Origin of the sequence: Bradyrhizobium sp. BRP20 (assembly GCF_020194215.1) — a bacterium.
GTDB lineage: Bacteria > Pseudomonadota > Alphaproteobacteria > Rhizobiales > Xanthobacteraceae > Bradyrhizobium > Bradyrhizobium yuanmingense.
Genome location: NZ_JADYVY010000019.1, coordinates 69,773 through 92,055 on the forward strand (window position 1 = coordinate 69,773; position 22,283 = coordinate 92,055).

At 64.8% G+C, this 22,283-nt stretch carries 18 protein-coding genes; 9 read left to right on the forward strand and 9 right to left on the reverse strand.

Features of this window, described 5'->3' with window-relative positions:
- Positions 1-8: 8 nt before the first annotated feature.
- Entirely contained in the window at positions 9-842 is an 834-nt protein-coding gene (locus I6F33_RS31635) for a hypothetical protein (RefSeq protein WP_225145157.1), read from the reverse strand.
- A 91-nt stretch (positions 843-933) separates the two neighbouring features.
- Complete coding sequence (locus I6F33_RS31640) at positions 934-1,431, reverse strand: hypothetical protein (RefSeq protein WP_225145158.1); 498 nt, start codon at positions 1,429-1,431, stop codon at positions 934-936.
- A gap of 456 nt (positions 1,432-1,887) precedes the next feature.
- On the opposite strand from I6F33_RS31640, the gene I6F33_RS31645 reads away from it, so the two are divergent.
- The 6 genes from I6F33_RS31645 to I6F33_RS31670 all read left to right on the forward strand — a co-directional run bounded on the left by I6F33_RS31645 (position 1,888) and on the right by I6F33_RS31670 (position 8,047).
- Entirely contained in the window at positions 1,888-2,121 is a 234-nt protein-coding gene (locus I6F33_RS31645) for a hypothetical protein (RefSeq protein WP_225145159.1), read from the forward strand.
- Positions 2,122-2,314: 193 nt separating this feature from the next.
- Positions 2,315-3,199: a squalene synthase HpnC gene (gene hpnC, locus I6F33_RS31650; RefSeq protein ID WP_225145160.1), complete on the forward strand. Its 885-nt coding sequence runs from the start codon at positions 2,315-2,317 to the stop codon at positions 3,197-3,199.
- On the forward strand, positions 3,189-4,028 hold the full coding sequence (gene hpnD, locus I6F33_RS31655; protein WP_225145161.1) for a presqualene diphosphate synthase HpnD: 840 nt from the start codon (positions 3,189-3,191) through the stop codon (positions 4,026-4,028). Before hpnC ends, hpnD begins: the two co-directional genes overlap by 11 nt.
- Entirely contained in the window at positions 4,028-5,284 is a 1,257-nt protein-coding gene (gene hpnE / locus I6F33_RS31660; protein WP_225145162.1) for a hydroxysqualene dehydroxylase HpnE, read from the forward strand. The genes hpnD and hpnE overlap by 1 nt, the downstream gene beginning before the upstream one ends.
- Positions 5,285-5,348: 64 nt before the next feature.
- Positions 5,349-7,301 carry a squalene--hopene cyclase gene (gene shc, locus I6F33_RS31665; protein ID WP_036023097.1) on the forward strand — a complete coding sequence of 651 codons (1,953 nt, stop codon included), beginning with the start codon at positions 5,349-5,351 and terminating at the stop codon, positions 7,299-7,301.
- Positions 7,298-8,047, forward strand: coding sequence for a phosphorylase (locus I6F33_RS31670; RefSeq protein WP_057027145.1), 750 nt, complete (start codon positions 7,298-7,300; stop codon positions 8,045-8,047). Before shc ends, I6F33_RS31670 begins: the two co-directional genes overlap by 4 nt.
- 165 nt (positions 8,048-8,212) lie before the next feature.
- Here I6F33_RS31670 and hpnH read toward each other — a convergent pair whose 3' ends face one another.
- Together hpnH and ispH are read right to left on the reverse strand one after the other, a co-directional pair.
- Entirely contained in the window at positions 8,213-9,373 is a 1,161-nt protein-coding gene (hpnH, locus tag I6F33_RS31675) for an adenosyl-hopene transferase HpnH (RefSeq protein ID WP_036006086.1), read from the reverse strand.
- A gap of 36 nt (positions 9,374-9,409) precedes the next feature.
- Positions 9,410-10,336, reverse strand: a complete 927-nt coding sequence (ispH, locus tag I6F33_RS31680) for a 4-hydroxy-3-methylbut-2-enyl diphosphate reductase (protein ID WP_036006084.1) — start codon at positions 10,334-10,336, stop codon at positions 9,410-9,412.
- 457 nt (positions 10,337-10,793) lie between these two features.
- Here ispH and I6F33_RS31685 point away from each other — a divergent pair, with 457 nt between their 5' ends.
- Positions 10,794-13,382, forward strand: coding sequence for an MMPL family transporter (locus I6F33_RS31685; protein WP_109144425.1), 2,589 nt, complete (start codon positions 10,794-10,796; stop codon positions 13,380-13,382).
- Here I6F33_RS31685 and I6F33_RS31690 read toward each other — a convergent pair.
- On the reverse strand, positions 13,350-14,012 hold the full coding sequence (locus I6F33_RS31690; protein ID WP_036006080.1) for a DUF2147 domain-containing protein: 663 nt from the start codon (positions 14,010-14,012) through the stop codon (positions 13,350-13,352). The genes I6F33_RS31685 and I6F33_RS31690 overlap by 33 nt on opposite strands.
- A gap of 141 nt (positions 14,013-14,153) precedes the next feature.
- Between I6F33_RS31690 and hpnO the strand changes: the two genes are divergently transcribed.
- A complete protein-coding gene (gene hpnO / locus I6F33_RS31695) occupies positions 14,154-15,545 on the forward strand; it encodes an aminobacteriohopanetriol synthase HpnO (protein ID WP_036006078.1) in 1,392 nt (463 codons plus the stop codon).
- Positions 15,546-15,583: 38 nt separating this feature from the next.
- Here the strand turns inward: hpnO and I6F33_RS31700 are convergent, their stop codons facing one another.
- Both I6F33_RS31700 and I6F33_RS31705 read right to left on the reverse strand, forming a co-directional pair.
- Positions 15,584-16,465, reverse strand: coding sequence for an alpha/beta fold hydrolase (locus I6F33_RS31700; protein WP_036023102.1), 882 nt, complete (start codon positions 16,463-16,465; stop codon positions 15,584-15,586).
- A gap of 13 nt (positions 16,466-16,478) precedes the next feature.
- Positions 16,479-18,098, reverse strand: a complete 1,620-nt coding sequence (locus I6F33_RS31705) for a GMC family oxidoreductase (protein WP_036006074.1) — start codon at positions 18,096-18,098, stop codon at positions 16,479-16,481.
- A 172-nt stretch (positions 18,099-18,270) separates the two neighbouring features.
- Between I6F33_RS31705 and I6F33_RS31710 the strand changes: the two genes are divergently transcribed.
- Complete coding sequence (locus I6F33_RS31710; RefSeq protein WP_036023104.1) at positions 18,271-19,443, forward strand: M20 aminoacylase family protein; 1,173 nt, start codon at positions 18,271-18,273, stop codon at positions 19,441-19,443.
- Positions 19,444-19,547: 104 nt separating this feature from the next.
- Here the strand turns inward: I6F33_RS31710 and I6F33_RS31715 are convergent, their stop codons facing one another.
- Positions 19,548-20,990 carry a UdgX family uracil-DNA binding protein gene (locus I6F33_RS31715; protein ID WP_036023106.1) on the reverse strand — a complete coding sequence of 481 codons (1,443 nt, stop codon included), beginning with the start codon at positions 20,988-20,990 and terminating at the stop codon, positions 19,548-19,550.
- Positions 20,990-22,225 (reverse strand): putative DNA modification/repair radical SAM protein, encoded by a 1,236-nt coding sequence (locus I6F33_RS31720; RefSeq protein WP_036023108.1) that lies wholly within the window; start codon positions 22,223-22,225, stop codon positions 20,990-20,992. Before I6F33_RS31720 ends, I6F33_RS31715 begins: the two co-directional genes overlap by 1 nt.
- Positions 22,226-22,283 lie beyond the last annotated feature (58 nt).

Sequence of the window (22,283 nt, forward strand, 5' to 3'; positions counted from 1 at the left end):
GGTTCGGCTCACGCCTCGACGCGGACGATTCCATAGGGATTGAACTTGAAGTCGCCCTCGGCGTAGTCCTGCTCCCGCGACAGCGCGAGCTTGCGGTCGCGCAGCGTTGCCTCGATGCCGCGCTCGGCCATTGCGTCCGCGATTTCGTCCATCAGATTCGCTGCGTTCCGGTCGCTGCCGCGCGATCGCGCGACATAGATTTCCGGCAGTCCGACGAGGTGGAAGCCGACGCTTTCGTTGTAGGTGTCGCCGGCAAGCGGACGCTTGGCGAAGGCGAGGCGACAGGATCGGCCCATCGCTGGCGTGACGGTAAGGCCCTGGTTCGTGTTTGCGGCGGCCTTGCACTCGCGGGCCAGTTGCCGCCATCGCGTGAGTCCGTGGGCAACGCCCGCGCTTTCTCCTTTCACGGCCGTGGCGCCGGCCTCGATCATCTCCTCGACAATTCGCAAGGCGGCAGCTGAATAGGCGACCGTCTTGTGCTGCTCCATCGGCGGGCTCAGCACGTAGAGGACCGCTTTGTGATTGAGTACGGCCATTTCGTCCGCCTCGGACCACGCTTTCGGAAAGACGCGGTCCCAGCACACACCGAAAGAGCGCTCCATGTGCGGATCGGGTTTGGCTTGCGAATAGGTGCGGTCGATCTCGAAGCCGAAATCGGCGATCGTCTTCGCCACCGCCTTGGGCGGATGCAGCAGGCTTTCATTCTTGCCGAGGAAGCAGAGCACGTGACGCGGCTTCACGGACGAAGGCTGCATGTTCGCTCCCTGCTGATCGCTGGCGAAGGCGCGGCTGGCCACGAAGAGCCCGGCGGCCTTCAGCAGATGTCTGCGGATCGGGTCCATCTCAGCAAATCCAGCCGGTCAGTTCGTGTCAGCAAAAAGCCCCCGGCTCGCGAGAACCGGGGGCATGTTCCTCATTGCGTGCGAAAGGCCTTCAGCCCTTCGTCATCGTGATGTTGACGCCGCGGATCTCGCCCTTGGACGAGATCTGCACCGTCTGCTTGGTGCCGTTGGTGCGCAGCGACAGGTTGGCGGCAAAGCCGTTGGCCTCGACGAAGACCTCGATCTGGCCGCCGCCGGCGGTGCCCTGGAGATTGCCGAAGATGTTGCGGCTGGACTCGCTCCAGTTGCCGGAGATGCGGTCGCCCTGGCTCGTCACGTCGCTGGTGAGGTTGAACTTGTAGCTGTCGGAGGCGCAGCTCAGCGCCTGCTTCAGGTTGAGGCCGCTGCCGGCGACCTTATAGTCCGCTTTGCAGCGAATGCGCTCGGTGGAGCCGTCGGACAGCGACACCGTGCCGGTTCCGGTCCACGCGCCGTCGAAACCGGCAAACGGTCCGGACGACTGAGCGTGACTTGTCGATACCGAGAAGAGCAGCGCCGCCCCAATGCCGGCCGCCTTGATTGCCAGTCCAGATCGCCAAAAGAATGTCATCTCGAATATCCCGCTTTGGAACGACGTTCGCTTCGATCGAGAACGTCTCGCCACATCGAAAGTTTAGTGCTCCGAGCAAGTCGCAGGTTCAAAGCCCGGCGGCCAGAGACGGCGGTTCACGCGGCCGCGCCGTGCTTCCAGGGGCCGCGATTTGCCGCGCTTCGTCATGTTTCCGGCAGCCGAGGACGGGCGAAGAGATGCAGCGCGGCAACAGGTCTGCATTAAAGCGCAATGCTCCCGAATTGCGATGTAGTATCAAGCCCTTACATCTGTCAATGAAGGCGCGGGAAGACCTCATTCGGTGGGGCGGCGCCAATTTGGCCGCATTTGCCAGTGCTTGTGCCTTCCCTGAGGCCGCTACAAGCGGCGACTTGCCATCAGAACCAATCCGTTCCGGCCATCCGCCCTGCGCAGTCCGGGATCGGTGCGATTCTGCCGTCAGAATGAAGGAATACAATGCGCAATCTTCTCGTCGCTCTCACCCTGCTGTCGGCCTCCCTTTCGACGACGGCGTTCGCCCAGCAAGGGCGTGGCACGGACGCCGAGCAGAAGGCCTGCACCCGCGATGTGCAGAAGTTCTGCCGCCCGGTCATCGACCAGGGCGATTTCACCATCCTGGCCTGCCTCAAGGAGAACCGGGCCAAGATCTCGCAGGCCTGCGACCAGGTGCTGAAGAACCACAACCAATAAGCTCGGCCATTGGCCCAGAAAGGCGGCCTTCGGCCGCTTTTTTCGGGCGCAATCCGCGAAGGGGCAGTCATCGACGGACAGGATTGGTTTTGCGGTCGTATTCCCCTATATGGGGGCCGCGGCGACGTCGCCGGCGTGAGCCCGCGCGAGCGAAAAAGCCCTTCCTGTCCAAACGATTGTAAACCAGCCCTCGATGACCTCTGCGAGCGAATTGCGATCCGGCAAGGGTGACCGCGACGAGAATTTTCCCGTCGCGTCGTGGATCATTCATCCGCGTCATCGCGCCCTGATCCTGGCCTATTACAATTTCGTCCGCACCGCCGACGACATCGCCGACCACGCGTCGCTGCCTCCCGACCAAAAGCTTGCCTATCTCGATCTGCTCGAGGCGGAACTGCTCGGCAAGGGCGATACCCAGCCCGAGGCGGTCAGCCTGCGCCGTGCGCTGGCCGAGCGCGGCATGGCGCCGCGTCATGCGCTCGACGTGCTGATCGCCTTCCGCATGGACGTGACCAAGCTGCGCTACGAGACCTGGGACGAGGTCATCCATTATTGTCGCTATTCGGCGATGCCGGTCGGCCGCTTCATGCTCGACGTTCACGGCGAGAGCACCTCGACCTGGGCCGCCTCCGACGCGCTCTGCGCAGGCTTGCAGATCAACAATCACCTGCAGGATTGCAGCAAGGATTATCGCGAGCTCAACCGCGTCTACCTGCCGCGCGACGCGCTGGCAGCACACGGCGCCTCGGTCGAGCAGCTCGGTCTCGCCCAGTCGCCGCCGGCGATGCTTGCCTGCCTGCAGTCGCTCGCCGCGCGCAACGAGGCACTGCTCGAGGAGGGCAGGTCGCTCGCAGCCGAGATCCGGGATTTCCGTCTCGGCGTCGACGTCTCCGTCATCCAGGCCTATGCCGACCGCATCGTGCGCCTGCTCAAGGTGCGCGATCCCTTGCGGGAGCGCGTGCATCTGAACAAGTTCGAGCTGCTCGCCTTCAGCCTCGCCGGAATCCTCGGCGAAGTCGGCCGTCGTGCGATCGGTCGCAAGGCCGTTTCCAGACCGGGGACTGCCCATGACGCTTGAGGCGACCACGCCCGGCGCCAATTACGGCTCGACCGCATCCGGCAGCTCGTTCTATGCCGCGATGCGCATCCTGCCGCGTGACCAGCGCGAAGCGATGTTCCAGATCTACAGCTTCTGCCGCCAGGTCGACGACATCGCCGATTCCGACGGCCCGCGCGACGAGCGGCTCGCCGCGCTTCAGGAATGGCGCAACGACATCGACGCGCTGTATGCGGGCCATCCGCCGCCGCGGCTGAAGGACTATGTCGCCTCGGTGAAGACCTTCGGGCTCAAGCGCGAGGATTTCCTCGCCATCGTCGACGGCATGGAGATGGACGTGCCGCAGGACATCCGGGCGCCCGACATGGCGACGCTGGATCTGTATTGCGATCGCGTCGCCAGCGCGGTGGGGCGGCTGTCGGTGCGGGTGTTCGGCATGCCCGAGGAAGACGGCATTCTGCTCGCGCACCATCTCGGCCGCGCGCTGCAGCTCACCAACATCCTGCGCGACATCGACGAGGACGCCGGCCTTGGCCGGCTCTATCTGCCGCGCGAGGCGCTGCTGCATGCCGGCATCACCTCTGATGATCCGAACCGCGTGATCGCCGAGCGCGCGCTGCCGAAGGTCTGCATGCCGCTGGCGCAGCGCGCCAAGGTGCACTTCGAGAAGTCGGACGAGATCATGAACCGCAACAGGCGCCGCGCCGTGCGCGCGCCGCGGATCATGTCGAAATACTACCATTCCATTCTGGACCTCCTGATCGCGCGCGGCTTCACCGCGCCGCGCGAGCCGGTGCGTGTGTCGAAGATCACGCGCATCCTGATCCTGCTCCGTTACGCTTTCATCTGATGCAAAACACAGCTCACATCATCGGCGCTGGAATTTCCGGCCTCTCCGCCGCCGTGCGGCTCGCCAATGCTGGCTTCAAGGTCGCCGTGCACGAGGCGACGCACCAGGCCGGCGGCCGCTGCCGGTCCTATTTCGACGGCGCCACCAATCTCACCATCGACAACGGCAATCATCTGCTGCTGTCGGGCAACAGCCATGCGCGCGCCTATGCGCGCGCGATCGGCACCGAGGCGGGCCTGGTCGGCCCCGAGCGGGCGCAATTTCCGTTTGTCGATGTCAAGACCGGGCAGCGCTGGCAGATCGATCTCGGCGATGGCCGGTGGCCGACCTGGGTGCTCGACGAAAGCCGCCGCGTGCCCGACACCGGCCTTTCCGATTATCTCAAGCTGGCGCCACTGATCTGGGCGTCGGAGGAGACGCTGGTCGGCAAGTCGATTCCGACCGAGGGCATCCTCTATCAGCGCCTGGTGCAGCCGCTGCTGCTGGCAGCTCTCAACGTCGATCCGCCCGAGGGCTCGGCCGGGCTCGCCGGCGCGATCGTGCGGGAGACGCTGCTTGCGGGCGGGCAGGCCTGTCGTCCGCTGATCGCGCGCGACGGTCTCAGCGCGGTTCTGATCGAACCCGCCGTGAAGTTTCTGCAGGAGCGTGGTCACAGCGTTCAGCTCGGCCACGAGCTGCGCTCGTTCGTCAGCACGGACGGCAAGGTGACCGCGCTGAATTTCGGCGGCGAGGATTTGATCCAGCTCGGTGCGGGCGATGTCGTCGTGATGGCGGTGCCGCCGCGCGCGGCCGCTAGCCTGCTGCCGGGGCTGAAGACGCCGACCGAATTCCGCGCCATCGTCAATGCGCATTTCCGCATCACACCGCCGCCGGGCTCGGCGCCCATCCTCGGCGTGATCGGCGGCGTGGTGGAATGGCTGTTCGCGTTCCCGAACCGGCTCTCGGTGACCATCAGCAATGGCGACCGCCTGGTCGACATGCCGCGCGAGGAACTGGCGCAGACGATCTGGAACGAGGTCTGCGAGGCGGGCGGTGTCTCCGGTGAGCTGCCTCCTTGGCAGATCGTGCGCGAGCGCCGCGCCACATTTGCGGCGACGCCGGCCCAGAACGCCCTGCGTCCAGGGCCGGTCACTGCGCTGAAAAACCTGTTCCTCGCCGGCGACTGGACTGCTACGGGATTGCCAGCAACCATCGAGGGATCGGTCCGGTCGGGTGACCGCGCCGCCGATCTGGTTCTGGCCGCCAAAGGATCCTGAAAGGCGGCCCGACGGGCAATTCTCCCGGTCAACTTTCAATCGACTATCGGAGCAATCGAGCGACATGGATTCCGTGACCGCGACCAGCCGCGAAGCTTTGGAATCGAGCATTGCGTCGGCCACCCAGGGCCTCCTCGGCTTCCAGCAAGCCGACGGCCATTGGGTGTTCGAGCTCGAGGCCGACTGCACGATTCCGGCCGAATACGTTCTGCTGCGCCATTATCTCGCCGAGCCCGTCGACACCGTGCTCGAGGCCAAGATCGGCAACTATCTGCGCCGCATCCAGGGTACCCATGGCGGCTGGCCGCTGGTGCATGACGGCGAGTTCGACATGAGCGCCAGCGTGAAGGCGTACTTCGCGCTGAAGATGATCGGCGACTCCATCGACGCGCCGCATATGGTGCGGGCGCGCGAGGCAATCCATGCCCGCGGCGGCGCGATCAACAGCAACGTCTTCACCCGCTTCCTTCTCGCGACCTTCGGTGTCGTGACCTGGCGCGCGGTGCCGGTGCTGCCGATCGAGATCGTATTGCTGCCGTTCTGGTCGCCGTTCCACCTCAACAAGATCTCCTACTGGGCGCGCACCACGATGGTGCCGCTGATGGTGATCGCCGCGCTGAAGCCGCGCGCGAGGAATCCGAAGGGCGTCGGCATCGACGAATTGTTCCTGCAGGATCCGCGCTCGATCGGCATGACCGCCAAGGCGCCGCACCAGAGCATGGCCTGGTTTCTGTTGTTTCGTTCGCTCGATGCGATCCTGCGCGTGATCGAGCCGCTGTTTCCGAAGAGTCTGCGCAAGCGCGCGATCGACGCCGCGCTCGCCTTCACCGAGGAACGGCTCAACGGCGAGGACGGCATGGGCGCGATCTACCCGCCCATGGCCAACATCGTCATGATGTACGACGCCCTCGGCAAGGACGAGAACTTCCCGCCACGCGCGATCACGCGCCGGGGCATCGACAAGTTGCTCGTCATCAAGGACGACGAAGCTTATTGCCAGCCCTGCGTCTCTCCGGTGTGGGACACGACGCTCACCGCGCATGCGCTGCTGGAGGCCGGCGGTGACAAGGCGGTGCCGGCCGCCAAGCAGGGCCTCGACTGGCTGATTCCGAGGCAGGAGCTCGAGGTGAAGGGCGACTGGGCGGTGAAGCGGCCCGACGTGCGCCCGGGCGGCTGGGCCTTCCAATACAACAATGCCCATTACCCCGATCTCGACGACACCGCCGTCGTGGTGATGTCGATGGACCGCATGCGCCGGGAGCACGGTGCGGCCGGCTATGACGACGCGATCGCCCGCGGCCGGGAGTGGATCGAGGGCATGCAGAGCGACGACGGTGGCTGGGCCGCCTTCGACGTCAACAACCTCGAATATTACCTCAACAACATCCCGTTCTCGGACCATGGCGCGCTGCTCGATCCGCCGACTGAGGACGTCACGGCGCGATGCATCTCGATGCTGGCCCAGCTCGGTGAGACCGCCAAGACCAGCAAGCAGGTGGCCGCCGGGGTCGCCTATTTGCGGAAGACCCAGCACCCGGAGGGGTCCTGGTACGGCCGCTGGGGTATGAACTTCATCTATGGAACCTGGTCGGTGCTGTGCGCCCTCAACATGGCCGGCGTCGACCACAAGGACCCCATGATCCGCAAGGCGGCGGCCTGGCTGACCTCGATCCAGAACGACGACGGCGGCTGGGGCGAGGACGCCGTCAGCTACCGGCTCGACTACAAGGGCTGGGAGGCCGCCCCCTCGACCGCCTCGCAAACGGCATGGGCCTTGCTTGCCCTGATGGCGGCAGGCGAGGTTGATCACCCGGCCGTTGCCCGCGGGGTGGAGTACCTGATTGCAACACAAGACAAAAAAGGACTGTGGGACGAGCAGCGGTACACCGCCACAGGCTTCCCCCGCGTGTTCTATCTACGTTATCATGGTTACCCAAAGTTCTTTCCGCTGTGGGCGTTGGCGCGGTATCGGAACTTGCGGAACACCAACAGCAGGGTGGTAGGGGTCGGAATGTGACTTTGGGGACGGGGGACTATGTTACCGCGGGTCAGGCCATCGACCCGCGGCCGATACTGATCGTGACCGGATTGGTTCAGGAGGCCCGCATCGCGGCCGGGCCCGGAATGGCGGTCATCTGTTCATCCAGCAGCCCGACCCAGTTGCGGGCGCTTCTGACGGTGGTGGATCCTGAGACGATTCGCGGCGTGATCTCGTTCGGCGTGGCCGGCGGGCTCGACCCAAGCTTGCGCTCCGGCGACGTCGTGCTGGCGACCGAGGTGCTCTCCGGCGACACACGCTGGGCCGCTGGCCTGTCGCTCGGCGACGACCTGATCGAGCGCCTGACCTCCGGTCGCCGCCGCGTGGTGCGCGGCAGCCTCGCCGGTGCCGAGGAAGTGGTCACGAAGCGCGCCTGCAAGGCGGCCCTGCACTCCGAGACCGGGGCCGCCGCGGTCGACATGGAAAGCCACATCGCCGCGGCATACGCCGCCGAGGCCGGGCTGCCCTTCGCCGCCGTCCGCGTCATCAGCGACCCCGCCCACCGCGCGCTGCCGGCGCTCGCCCGCGCGGCGATCAAGCCGAACGGCCAGATCGACCTCGGAGCCGTGCTGCGCGGCATCGTGCGCAATCCGGCAACGCTGCATGCCCTGGTCTCGACCGGCATCGACTTCAACCGCGCCCTGCGGTCGTTGCGCGGCTGCCGCGATTATCTGATCGGGACGGAGTTCGTCGAGAGCGAGGCCTTGGTGTCGAAGGCGGCGTGAGCGGGGGCTTCGATCTGAGAATAAAGAAAGGGCCCGGTCGCCATTGGCGTCCGGGCCTTTTTGTTTCGACGTTCGTAGCCCGGACGGAGCGAAGCGTAACCCGGGGCCTTGGAGAGACCATCCCGGGTTTCGCTTGCGCTCCATCCGGGCTACGGGCTCTGCGCTTTACGCCGCCGTCGACGCCTTCTGCGCTGCTTTCGCCTGCGCAGCCGCAGCTTCGTCCTTGCGGATCTCCGAGAGCTTCTTCTGGACCTGCTCGGAGAAGATGTACTGCGCCGGGCGCTGCTTGGAGAGGTCGATCTCCGGCGCCATCGGGCCGCTCGTCCGCACGCCGCGCAGCGCCACCCACATCGCCTTCAGCGGGTTGTTGAGCGCTGCGGTCGCAGCCGTGGGCTCGTAGCCGCAATGGGCCATGCAGTCGGCACACTTCTCGTACTTGCCGGTGCCGTAGGAATCCCAGTCGGTGGTCTCCATCAGCTCCTTGAAGGTCTTCGCGTAGCCTTCACCGAGCAGGTAGCAGGGCTTCTGCCAGCCGAAGATGTTGCGCGCGGGCATGCCCCACGGGGTGCATTCGTATTCCTGGTTGCCGGCGAGGAAGTCCAGGAACAGTCCGGAATGCATGAAATTCCACTTCTTGCCCTTGCCCATCGCAAAGACGTCGCGGAATAGCTTCTTGGTCTTGGTGCGGTTGAGGAAGTGCTCCTGGTCCGGCGCGCGCTCATAGGCGTAGCCCGGGGACATCGAGACGCCGACGCCGAGCTCGGTGGTGAGGTCGAGGAATTTGGCGATCTCCTCGGCCGGGTGGCCGTCGAAGATGGTGGCGTTGACGTTGACGGTGAAGCCGCGCGCCTTGGCCGCCTTGATCGCCGACACCGCGCGGTCGAACACGCCCTTCTGCGACACGGCCTTGTCGTGGTGGTCGCGCAGGCCGTCGAGATGCACCGAGAAGAACAGATAAGGCGAGGGCTCGAACAGATCGAGCTTCTTCTCCAGCAGCAGCGCGTTGGTGCAGAGCGAGACGAACTTCTTGCGCGCGACGAGGCCGCGCACGATCTCGCCGATCTCCTTGTGGATCAGCGGCTCGCCGCCGGGAATAGCGACCATCGGCGCGCCGCACTCGTCGGCGGCGTCCCAGCACTCCTGCGCCGTCATGCGGCGGTTGAGGATCGCATCGGGATAATCGATCTTGCCGCAGCCGACGCAGGCGAGGTTGCAGCGGAACAGCGGCTCCAGCATCAGCACGAGCGGATAGCGCTTGCGGCCAAGCAGTTTCTGCTTGAGCAAATAGCCGCCGATACGCATTTCCTTGAAGAACGGGATAGCCATTACAGGTTTCTTTCTGGGCTTTTCAATTCGGGTGGGTCAGCTCGCGGCCAGTTGGGCCGGAAGCCGGAATTCGATGTTTTCCTCGCGGCCCGGCAACACCGAGACCTTTACCGGTCCGATCCGCCGCATCGCTTCGATCACGTCATCCACGAGTACCTCGGGCGCCGAAGCGCCGGCCGTGACGCCGACGGTCCTGGCATCCTTCAACCACTCCGGATTGAGCTCGCTGCCGTCGGCAATCAAATAACTCGCGACGCCGGCCTCGGTGCCGATTTCGCGGAGCCGGTTCGAGTTCGAGCTGTTGGCAGCGCCCACCACCAAGATCACGTCGACCAGCTTGCTCAAGTCCCTTACCGCAGATTGGCGGTTCTGTGTCGCATAGCAGATATCCCGGATATCCGGACCTTGAATGTCTGTAAAGCGGGCCTGAAGGGCCGCGATGATGTCCTTGGTGTCGTCGACCGACAGGGTGGTCTGGGTGATGTAGGCCACTGGCGTATCCGCCGGCAGGGTCAGCGCCTTAACCTCTTCAACGCTCTGGACAAGCTGCACCGGCCCGGGGACCTGGCCCATCGTGCCCTCGACCTCGGGATGGCCGGCGTGGCCGATCAGGATCAGGGTGCGGCCCTTGCCGATGTAGCGCTTCCCCTGATTGTGAACTTTCGTTACCAGCGGGCAGGTGGCATTGAGCACCGGAAGGTCGCGCGCGACGGCCTCTTCCTCGACGCTGCGGGCGACGCCATGCGCGCTGAACACCGTCACCGCCTTCGGCGGTACCTCGGAGAGTTCCTCGACGAAGATGGCTCCTTTGGCCTTCAGGCTCTCGACGACGTATTTGTTGTGCACGATCTCATGGCGCACGTAGACGGGCGGGCCGTACTTCTCCAGCGCCCGCTCCACGATTTCGATTGCTCGTACCACCCCCGCGCAGAAGCCGCGCGGTTGCGCCAGATAAACTTCCATTGGACGCCCATCACGCAAGTTGCACCAATCCGCTCTTTGCAGTCCCCAAGCGGCACTCCGATACTGACCAATGAGTTGCAATATCCGCACCATTGGTTCGCGCCTGCGGTAGCCACCCACCCCTGTGGACGGCTCCGGCGCATGGAGGCGCAATACTTTGTGTCAAAAAATCGGCGGTAGGGGAAGGTGGAACCGCTGAGGGAGGCGTCTATGAGGTATTTTAGTAGGGGATTGCGGTGTGCCTGCGTGCGCGACATTCCTGCATAGTCCTTCGTCACGTTCCCGCCTCAACTCCCTGGCTATACCGGCCGCCCCGCATGATTTTGCCACGGTCTCCCGCCGTTTACCTCGAACCTTCTGGCGGCGAGAACCACCCAAAACAGCAATAGGTTTCGGCCGGGAACTCCGATAAACAGCGGGCGTTTCCGGCAAGCTGTTAACCGCAGAAAGAAAAGAAGTGCTGCAAAGCGTCGTCGTTGCCATCGTCAGGGCCTGCACCCGGTTTGCCTCCCTCGTCGTCGTTCTCGGGCTCCTGCTGTCGGTGGGGGCGGGCTATTACGCTGCGCGCCACTTCGCCATCAACACCGATATCAACTCGCTGATTGCCCAAAATCTGGACTGGCGGCAGCGTGACCAGCAATTCGACAAGGCGTTCGATCAGAACGAAATGATCCTCGCTGTGGTCGAGGCCAGGACGCCGGAAATGGCGAGCGCCGCGGCAGACGCGCTCTATGCCAGGCTGAAGGACGACAGGACCAACTTCCACTCGATGCAGCAGCTCGGCAGCGGCGCGTTCTTCGAGCGGAACGGCCTGTTGTTCCTGCCGACCGAGGAGGTCGGCAAGATCACCGGCCAGTTCGAAGCCGCCGCGCCGCTGATCGAGATCATGGCCGGCGATCCCTCGATCCGCGGCCTGACCGGGGCGCTGGAGACCGGCCTTGCCGGCGTCAAGCGGGGCCAGGTCAAGCTCGATAGCACCGAGCGGCCCTTCAACCTGATCGCGCAGACGGTCGAGACCGTGCTCAACAAGGGCAACGCCAGCTTCTCCTGGCGCGAACTCGTCAGCGACGAGCCGCTCAAGGATTCCGACAAGCGCACCTTTATCGAGTTCAAGCCGATTCTCGACTACAACGCGCTGGAGCCCGGCAAGGATGCGACCGACGCGATCCGGAAAGCGGCGGCGGATCTGGATTTTGCTGGCAAATACCAAGCGCGGGTGCGGCTGACCGGTCCGGTGCCGATCGCCAACGAGGAATACGCGACCGTTCAAGAGGGCGCGGTCGTCAACGCCGTCGGCACGATTCTCGTCGTGCTGGTCATCCTATGGCTCGCGCTGCATTCGTCGAAGATCATCTTCGCGGTGTTCGTCAATCTGTTCGTCGGTCTGGCGATCACGACAGCGGCCGGCCTGATGATGGTCGGATCGTTCAACCTGCTGTCGATCGCGTTCGCGGTGCTGTTCGTCGGCTTAGGGGTCGACTTCGGCATCCAGTACAGCGTCCGCTACCGCTCGGAGCGCTACAAGCACGATGATCTCGCGGGCGCGCTGGTGCTGGCAGCCAAGCGCTCGGCGGTGCCGCTGTCGCTGGCGGCGATGGCGACGGCCGCGGGCTTCCTTTGCTTCATGCCGACCGACTACAAGGGCATCGCAGAGCTCGGCCAGATCGCCGGCGTCGGCATGCTGGTGGCGTTCATCTCGTCGATCACCGTGCTGCCGGCGCTGCTCAAGCTTTTGAACCCGCCCGGCGAGCCGGAGCCTGTCGGGTACGCCTTCCTGGCGCCGCTCGATCACTTCCTGGAAAAGCATCGGGTGCTGATCGTCGGCGGCACGCTGCTGCTCGCGCTCGGCGGCCTGCCGCTGCTCTACTTCATGAAGTTCGACTTCAACCCGATGAACCTGCGCAATCCGCACGCCGAGTCGATCGCCACCTTCCTCGATCTGCGCAAGGACCCCAATACTGGTGCCAATGCCATCAACGTGATGACCACGTCCGAGGAGCAGGCAAGGCAGGTCGAGGCGAAGCTGGAGAAGGTGCCCGAGGTGCTCAGGGTGATGTCGCTCGACAGCTTCGTGCCGCAGGACCAGCCGCCGAAGCTGAAGCTCATCGCGCAGGGCGCCAAGGTGCTGAATCCGGCGCTCAACCCCGATCAGATCGACGCGGCGCCGACGGACCAGGAGAATGTCGAATCGCTGAAATCGTCGGTCGACAATCTGCGCCGGACCGCGGGCGACGCGAAGGGCCCGGGCGCTGTTGCCTCGCGCCGTCTTGCCGACGCGCTCGAGAAGCTCGCCAACGGCGACGAGGCCACGCGCAACAAGGCGCAGGACGTGTTCGTCGCGCCATTGAAGATCGTGTTCGACCAGCTCAGGAACGCGATGCAGGCAGGTCCCGTCACCCTGAGCTCGCTGCCGCCCGATCTCGTCAGCGCCTGGAAGAGCAAGGACGGCATCATCCGCGTCGAGGCGCTGCCCAAGGGCGATCCCAACGACAACGATACGCTGCGCAAATTCGCGGCGGCGGTTCTCCAGGCCGAGCCGACTGCGATCGGCGGTCCGGTCTCGATCCTGAAATCCGGTGACACCGTTGTGAAGGCGTTCATCCACGCCGGCATCTATGCGCTGCTGGTGATCGGGCTGCTGCTGTGGATCACGCTGCGCCGCTTCGTCGACGTGCTGATGACGCTGGTGCCGCTGCTGGTTGCCGGCGCGGTGACGCTCGAGATCTGCGTGTTGATCGGCCTGCCGCTCAACTTCGCCAACATCGTCGCGCTTCCGCTGCTGCTCGGCGTCGGCGTCGCCTTCAAGATCTATTATGTCGTGGCCTGGCGCTCGGGCAGGACGAACCTGCTCCAGACCAGCCTGACGCGCGCGATCTTTTTCAGCGCGCTGACGACCGCGACCGCGTTCGGCAGCCTGTGGCTGTCGAGCCATCCCGGCACGTCCAGCATGGGCAAGCTGCTGGCACTGTCGCTGGTGACGACGCTCGCCGCCGTGCTGCTGTTCCAGCCGGCCCTAATGGGCAAACCCCGCAATCTCAGCGAGTAGGCAGATGTCGCCGACCGGGTCGGCGGCGCCCTTCTGACCGGGCTTGGCTGCGCCGGCGGCCTTGGGAGCTGCGGGCGCAGGCGTGGTGGTGCCGCTCCCGGCTTGGGCTGCTTGGGCCCCTTGCCCCGCTTGCCCCCCTTGGGGCTTCGGCGCAGTGCCGCTGGATTTCGCTGCGCCCTTGGCCATTGCGTTGGCAGGGCTCGAAGGGATCGGCGGGCCGACCCGGGTCCAGGTTTCGCCGCCGCAGAGGAAGCCCATGACGCAGCCCTTGATCTCGAGCTGGTCGGGACCGGCCGGCGTGATGGTCGCGCTGTAGAGCTGGCCGTCCTTGGCGTTGTAGACCTGTCCTTCCCACTGATCGACGCCGGGCTTCTTCTTCATGTCGATCAGGGTTGCCATGCCGAGCGTCGGCCTGTTCTTTTTCGAGGCGTCCGGATTGTTCTCGTCGCGTCCGCCGGGCTGTTTTTCCCAGGAAACCGCGCCCCACATGCTGCCATAGCATTGGGCGACGCGAATGTTGGCAACGCCGTCGGCGACCCGCCAGTCGCCGGTCGGATCCGCGGCGAGCGCGGGCGTCAGGCCGGCGTAACCGCCAGCCAGTATTAGTCCGGTGTAAAGGGCCAAACGCATGTGTGTTCCTTGGCAGTGCAACATGGTCTAAAGCTGTGCTTGCGAAGATGGTCCGAAAAAGGGCAAAAGGCCGCACAGACCGTTTTCAGTAACGGTCCGTTTTCAGTTGACGAGACGGCCCTCAACCGAAGTATGTAGCGGATGCACAGCCCAAATCCAGACATGTCTCAGCTATTCGCGGACCGTCAGGCCCAGCGCAGCACCCTGCATAACCGGTATCTGAACGAGCAGTTCGTCCGGGTTCTCAAGACCATCGGCTACGATGTCGGCTTTCAGAAGGGGCATGGGCAGTATCTCTACGACCGTGAGGGCGCGCGCTATCTCGACCTGTTGTCCGGCTTCGGCGTGTTTGCGATCGGGCGCAATCATCCGGTCATGCGCGAGGCGCTCAAGAGCGTGCTCGATGCCGACCTGCCCAACCTCGTCCAATTCGACGTCTCGACGCTCGCAGGTGTGCTGGCTGAGCGCCTCCTGAAATACGTTCCCTATCTCGACAAGGCGTTCTTCGCCAATTCCGGCGCCGAATGCGTCGAGGCCGCGATCAAGTTCGCGCGCGGCGCGACGGGGCGTCCCGGCATCGTCTATTGCGCGCACGGCTATCACGGACTGACCTACGGCGCGCTGTCGCTGACCGGCGATGCCAATTTCCGCACCGGCTTCGAGCCGCTGCTGCCGGGCTGCACCGCGATCCCGTTCAACGACCTGGCGGCGCTGGAAAAGGCGCTGGCCTCGCGCGAGGTCGCAGCCTTCGTGGTCGAGCCGATCCAAGGCAAGGGCGTCAACATGCCCACCGACGAGTTCCTGCCCGGCGCGGCCGCGCTCTGCAAGAAATACGGCACGCTGTTCGTCGCCGACGAGATCCAGACCGGCATGGGCCGCACCGGCCGCTTCCTCGCGGTCGAGCACTGGAACGTCGAGCCCGACATGGTGCTGCTATCGAAGTCGCTGTCGGGCGGCCACGTGCCGGTCGGCGCCGTGCTGACGCGCAAGAGCATCTTCGACAAGATCTTCAACCAGATGGACCGCGCGGTGGTGCACGGCTCCACCTTCTCCAAGAACGACCTCGCGATGGCCGCGGGCATAGCCACGCTCGACGTCATGGAATCGGAGAAGCTGATCGATGCGGCCGCCAAGCGCGGCGCCGAGCTGCGCCTCGCGCTGACGCGCATGGTGCCAGGCTACGAGCTGCTCAAGGAAGTCCGCGGCAAGGGCTTGATGATCGGTATCGAATTCGGCCCCCCGAAGTCGCTGCGCCTGCGGGCCTCCTGGAACGTGCTGGAGACCGCCAACAAGGGCTTGTTCTGCCAGCTCATCACCGTGCCGCTGTTCAAGGATCACAAGATCCTCACGCAAGTCGCCGGCCACGGCAGCCACACCATCAAGCTCTTGCCGCCGCTCACGATCACCGAGGAAGACTGCGCCTGGATCGAGCGCGCCTTCGACGACGTCATCGCCGGCAGCCACAAGGTCCCCGGTGCGATCTGGTCGCTCGGCAAGACGCTGGTGGACAACGCGGTGCGCAGGTCGGCTTAGAGACGTTCGCTCAGGCCGCCTCGGTCCGCGGCCGAACCTTATTTGGCAAACTCGCGCACGGCTTCCACCACGTGCTCCGGCACTTCCTGCGCGACGCAGTGGCCGGCATTCTCGAAAACCCGTGTGGTCACACCCGGGATCAGCGACACAGCGCGTCGCGCCATCTCCTTGTAGATTGGACCCGACTTCGCCGCTGTCGTGACGCGCACCGGGCAGTCGATCTCGCTGAGCATCGCGAACGGATTGCCGCGGGCATCCCCAATGTAGACCTGCTCCATCGCCTCGTAGATGGGAAGCAAGATCGCGGCTTCGATTTTGGGCGTGCAGCAGAGCCGGACGCGGCCGTCATCCAGGGGCGCGAAGCCGTGGCGCACATACGTCCGTAGTGAGGTTTCGGTCCAATCCGCAAACGCCGGTGCTGCGCGGTAACGTTCGAACACTGCGTCGGGACTGTCGAACTCGGCGCGTCGGCGTAGCGTGCCCTGCACGCGGGCGAGCGATTCTTCGCTCAATCCTCCGGAGCGCGCCGCGCGCGGGTCCATGACGGTCGGCTCCATCACGAACAGGCGTGCGAAGCGACCGGGCAGGAGTTTCGCCGCGAGAAGGAGATCGGTCGCACCCGCGCTGTGGCCGATCCCGTAGATGTCGCGGAGATCGAGCGTATCGACCACCCGGCAGATGTCGTCGGCGTAATCAAGGAAGTGATAGGCGCCGGGTTTGTGGCTTGCGCCATGACCGCGTCGGTCGAGGGCATAGACGGTGTAGGTCGATGCGAGCTCGCGCGCGACCTCGTGCCAGACGTCGGCGACGAAGCCGGTGCCGTGTACGAGCAGGGCAGGCGGCTTGCCGCTGTCGCCCCATTGCAGCATGGCGATCTCTGCGTCGGCGGGACCGATTGAGAAACGGTGCGGATCGATCATGAGCGATGGGATGCTACTTCGCATCCTCCAGAATCATCGTGGCGCCCTTCTCAGCGATCATCGCGGTCGGCGTGTTGGTGTTGCCCGAGGTGATCGTCGGCATGATCGAGGCATCGACGATGCGCAGGCCGTCGAGGCCGTAGAATCGCAACCGCTCGTCCACCACCGCCATTGGATCGTTCGCCGTGCCCATCTTCGCGGTGCCGACGGGATGGAAGATGGTGGTGCCGATGTCGCCGGCGGCTTTTGCGAGGGAGGCATCGTCGTCGCCGACGGAGGGGCCGGGCAGATATTCGCTGGGGCGATATTTGGCCAGCGCTTTCTGCTGCATCAGGCGCCGCGTGGTGCGAATGGCGTCGGCGGCGACCTGGCGGTCGTCGTCGGTCGACAGGTAATTTGGCGCGATGATCGGCTTCTCGTCAGGCGTTGTCGCGCGCAACCGCACAGTGCCGCGCGAGGTCGGTTGCAGATTGCACGCGCTCACCGTGATCGCAGGGAAACGGTGCAGGGGATCGCCGAACTTGTCGAGCGAGAGCGGCTGCACGTGGAATTGGATGTTGGCGCGGGCGCGCGTCGCATCGGAGCGCGTGAAGATGCCGAGCTGCGACGGCGCCATGGTGAGCGGGCCGCGGCGGCGGACAGCGTAGTCGAGCCCCATCAGGCCGCGGCGCAACAGATTGTAATAGGTCTCGTTCAGCGTGCGCACGCCCTCGACCTTGTAGATCGCGCGCTGCTGCAGGTGATCCTGCAGATTGCGCCCGACGCCGGGCTTGTCCATGACGATGTCGATGCCGAGCGGCGACAGCCAGTCGGCCGGTCCAATGCCGGAGCGATGCAGCACCTGCACCGAGCCGATCGAGCCTGCCGAGAGCACCACCTCGCGCTTTGCGCGCGCCTCGATGATCTCGCCGTTCTGGATGAAGCGCACGCCGACGGCGCGGCCCTGCTCGATGATGAGGCGGTCGACCAGCACGTGCTTCTCGAGCCGCAGATTGGGGCGCCTCAAGGCCGGCTTGAGGAAGCCGCGCGCCGAGGACCAGCGCCGGCCGCGCTTCTGGTTGACGTGGAAATAGCTGGTGCCTTCGTTGTCGCCGGTGTTGAAATCCGGGATGCGCTTGATGCCCATCTCCTCGGCGGCGTCACCGACCGCGTCGAGAATGGCCCATGACAGCCGCGGTGCCTCGATGCGCCAGCCACCGCCGGCGCCGTGATGCTCGCTGGCGCCGAGGAAGTGGTCCTCGAGGCGCTTGAACAACGGCAGCACGTCGTCATAGCCCCAGCCGGTCAGGCCAAGCTGGCGCCAATGATCGTAGTCGGCAGCCTGTCCGCGCATCGAGATCATGGCGTTGATTGCCGAGCAGCCGCCGATCACCTTGCCGCGCGGATAGGCCAGCGAGCGGCCGTTCAGGCCGGGCTCGGCCTCGGTCTTGAACATCCAGTCCGAACGCGGATTGCCGATGGCGAAGAGATAGCCGACCGGGATATGGAACCAGATCCAGTTGTCGTCGCCGCCGGCTTCAAGGATGAGAACGCGGTTGCCTGGGACAGCCGACAGCCGGTTGGCGACGATGCAGCCCGCGGTGCCGGCTCCGACGACAATGTAGTCAAACTCACCTTCAAGCCGCCTCGGCATTCTGCTTCCACCCGGATGGTCTCTTTGCTTTCCGTTAATAGGCAGACGCAGCCGACCTGGACAAGCCCGGCCATGCCGGGTGAACAGGGCTAGACCCCGATTGCCGGCGGGTTGGGTGGACCGACGCTTGCATGGTAGACAGACCTGCATTTCCAACAGCTCGAGACCTTCCATGCCCATCGTGAACCGCGTCGCCGACCTTCAACCCGATATCCAGGCCTGGCGGCGGGACATCCATCAGCACCCCGAGCTGCTGTATGATGTCCACCGCACCGCAGCATTCGTTGCGGACCGGTTGCGGGAGTTCGGCTGCGACGAAGTCGTGACCGGTCTCGGCCAGACCGGCGTCGTCGGCGTGATCAAGGGCAACAAGCCCACCGGCGAGGGGCTCAAGGTGATCGGCATGCGTGCCGACATGGACGCGCTGCCGGTCGAGGAGCAGACTAATCTGCCTTACGCCTCCAAGATTCCCGGCAAGATGCACGCCTGCGGCCATGACGGCCACACCGCGATGCTGCTCGGGGCGGCCCGCTATCTCGCCGAGACGCGCAATTTCGCCGGCGATGCCGTGGTGATCTTCCAGCCCGCCGAGGAGGGTGGCGCCGGCGGCGCGGCCATGGTCAAGGACGGCCTGATGGAGCGGTTCGGCATCGAGCAGGTCTACGGCATGCACAACGGCCCGGGCATCCCGGTCGGCTCGTTCGCGATCAGGCCGGGCCCGATCATGGCGGCGACCGACGAAGTCGACATCATGATCGAGGGTGTCGGCGGCCACGCCGCGCGTCCGCACAAATGCGTCGATTCCGTGCTGGTCGGCGCGCAGGTGATCACGGCCCTGCAGTCGATCGTCTCGCGTAGCGTCGATCCCCTGGAATCGGCGGTCGTATCGATTTGCGAATTCCACGCCGGCAACGCCCGCAACGTCATTCCGCAGACTGCGACCCTGAGAGGCACCATCCGCACGCTGTCGCCGGAGGTGCGCAAGCTGGTCGAGAAGCGCGTGCATGAAGTCGTGGCGGGCATGGCGCAGATCACCGGCGCCAAGATCGACCTGCACTACAAGCGCAATTATCCGGTCGTGAACAATCATGCGGCGGAGACCGAAGTGGCACGGCGCATCGCCACGCAGGTCGCGGGCGAGGCCCATGTCCACGAGATGGCGCCGCTGATGGGCGGCGAGGATTTCGCCTACATGCTGGAAGCGCGGCCCGGCGCCTTCATCTTCTGCGGCAACGGCGACAGCGCCGGCCTGCATCATCCCGCCTACAATTTCAACGACGAGGCGATCGTCTACGGCACGTCCTATTGGGTGAAGCTGGTCGAGGAGCAGCTCGCGGCGTCGTAGGACCGGGTCCGAAGCACAGATGAAGGGCCCGTGCATTCCACGGGTCCTTGTCTATTTGAGAAATCGGATCGTCGACAACGGCGTGAAGCCATTTCCCACTGTATTCACGCAGCCCGTGCGGCCTTCTTCTGCAGGCCGGCGGCGATCTTCAGATCTTCGACGAAGCGCCGATATTCCAGAACCTTGGCTTCGGGATCAGGCAGTCGCAGCAAATAGGACGGGTGCACGGTCACCAGCGCCTTGCGGCCTTCGGGAAGCTCGATCAGCCGGCCGCGGTTCTTGCCGATGGGGGTGATCTTGCCGAACACGCTCTGCGCGGCAGTGGCGCCCATTGCCACGATGAGATCGGGCTGGATTGTCGAAACTTCCCGCTCATACCATTGCCGGCACGCCCGGATCTCAGGTGTGTTCGGCTTCTGGTGCAGGCGGATCTTTCCGCGCGGCACGAATTTGAAGTGCTTCACCGCGTTGGTGACATAGACCTTCTTGCGGTCGACGCCGGCCTCCTCCAGTGCGCGATCGAGCATTTGCCCGGCCGGGCCGACGAAGGGATGGCCGGCGAGGTCTTCCTTGTCGCCGGGCTGCTCGCCGACCAGCATGATGTTGGCATTCTTCGGCCCTTCGCCGAACACGGTCTGTGTCGCGTCCTTGTAGAGATGGCAGGCGCGGCAATGCGCGGCCTCCTCGCGGAGCGTTTCGAGATCGTCGGCAGCTGACTTGCGTTTCATCGGAGCCTCCGGCCGCTTCTGAGGCTTGTGCGGATCGGTTGCGGCATTGGCGATCATGGCGCCGGTCATGCGCTCGGCGTCCTCGATCAAGGGCTTAATGATCGAAGCCTCGGGCAGGTTCCTCCAATATTTCTTCGGCATCTCGGCCTGCATCGCCTTCACCTTGAGCCGGGCCGGATTGAAGATGCTGGCATAGTAGCGCCGCCAGGTTTCCTCCAGCCGGTCTTCGCCCGGCGCCTCGCTCTTGCTGACGCCCGGCGTGAACGAGAGCGCATGGCCGTCCCAATGCGCGCAGAGGTCCGGCGTCAGGATCGACCAGGGCATGTCGGCAAAGCGCTTGGCGAAGAACGGCGCGGCGAGCTCGACGACGTGATGCTCCGGCTCGAACCAGGCGACGTAGTGCGCCTGGCGTTCCCGGCCGATCTCGCGGAAGCGCACGAAGGCATGCATCTTGTGCTCGTCGCGATAGACCGCTTTCGCCATGGCCGTGACAAGCGCGACATCGGGGTCGGTCGCGACCTCAATGAGATCGTGATTGTCCTTCAGCCGGAACAGCAGGCGATATAGGATCGCAAAGCGCTCGCCGTCGCGATGCAGGATCGCCGCCTTGGCAAGCTCGACGAATTTTGCCGAGACGGTGAACGTGCCGTCGTTCACCTCGAGGATTGGAGACGGCGAGGACGGTGCGAACAGCTCGGCTTCGTGGCCCTGCACGGTCCAGGTGACCGCGCCGGGCGGCACGTGATGGAGCACGAGGCTGCGCGCGGCTTTGCGCCAGCCGTCGAAATCGGTTTCGGTGTCGAGCATGATGTACTGCATCAGAAGCCAAATCCCAGTTGCGTTGCTTTCGGCTTGAACCGTTCGATCAACCCGGCGGCATCGAGACGATGCGGTGAGGGACGGTGATCGCTGAGGACGATGAACGGCAGCGCCTTGTTGCGGGGCACATGCAGCCGCGCGAGATCGGCGAGGCGGATCGTGGTGGTGCGCCGCGTCGCGAGGATGCGTTCGACCGTCCTGGTGCCGAAGCCCGGAACGCGCAGCAGCTCCTCGCGGCTGGCGCGGTTGACGTCGAGCGGGAAGCGGTCGCGGTGGCGCAGCGCCCAGGCCAGCTTGGGATCGATGTCGAGCGGCAGCATCGCGCTGTCGTCGACGATCTCGCCGACATCGAAGCCGTAGAACCGCATCAGCCAGTCGGCCTGGTAGAGCCGGTGCTCGCGCAGCAGCGGCGGCGCGCGCAGGGGTAGCGCGCGGCTGGCATCGGGGATCGGGCTGAAGGCGGAGTAATAGACGCGCCGCAGCCGGTAGGCGCCGTAGAGATTGGCGCTGGTGTGGAGAATGGTGTGATCGGAGGCGCTATCTGCGCCGACGATCATCTGCGTGCTTTGTCCGGCGGGCGCGAAGCGCTGCGGTTTGGCCTTCGTCTTGGCGCTGCGGCTCTCCTCGGCCTCGTCCAGCTTCAGCCGCAGCCGGCCCATGGTGCGGCGGATCGCGCGCACGTCCTTCTCCGGCGCGAATTGCTGCAGGCTCGTCTCCTCAGGCATCTCGATGTTGATCGAAAGGCGGTCGGCATATTTGCCGGCCTCGGCGATCAGCGCGTCGTCGGCCTCGGGAATGGTCTTCAGATGGATGTAGCCGCGGAAATGATGCTCCTCGCGCAGTTTTCGCGCGACGCTCACCACTTGCTCCATCGTGTAATCAGGGCTGCGGATGATGCCGGAGGAGAGAAACAGGCCCTCGATGTAATTGCGCCGGTAGAAGTCGAGCGTGAGCCTGACCAATTCGTCGATGGTGAAGCGGGCGCGTGGGACATTCGAGGAGGCGCGGTTGACGCAATAAAGGCAATCGTAATTGCAGGCGTTGGTCAGCAGCACCTTGAGCAGGGAGATGCAGCGTCCGTCCGGCGCGTAGGAATGGCAGATGCCCATGCCCGGCGCGGTCGAGCCCATGCCCTTGCCGTCGCTGGAATCCCGCTTCTCGGTACCGCTGGAGGCGCAGGATGCGTCGTATTTGGCGGCATCCGCCAGAATCTCCAGCTTGCGTTGTACGTCCATGTTTGAATCTCTTTGATTCCGCTCATGAATCTTTGGATGCGCCAATTCGATTGACTCT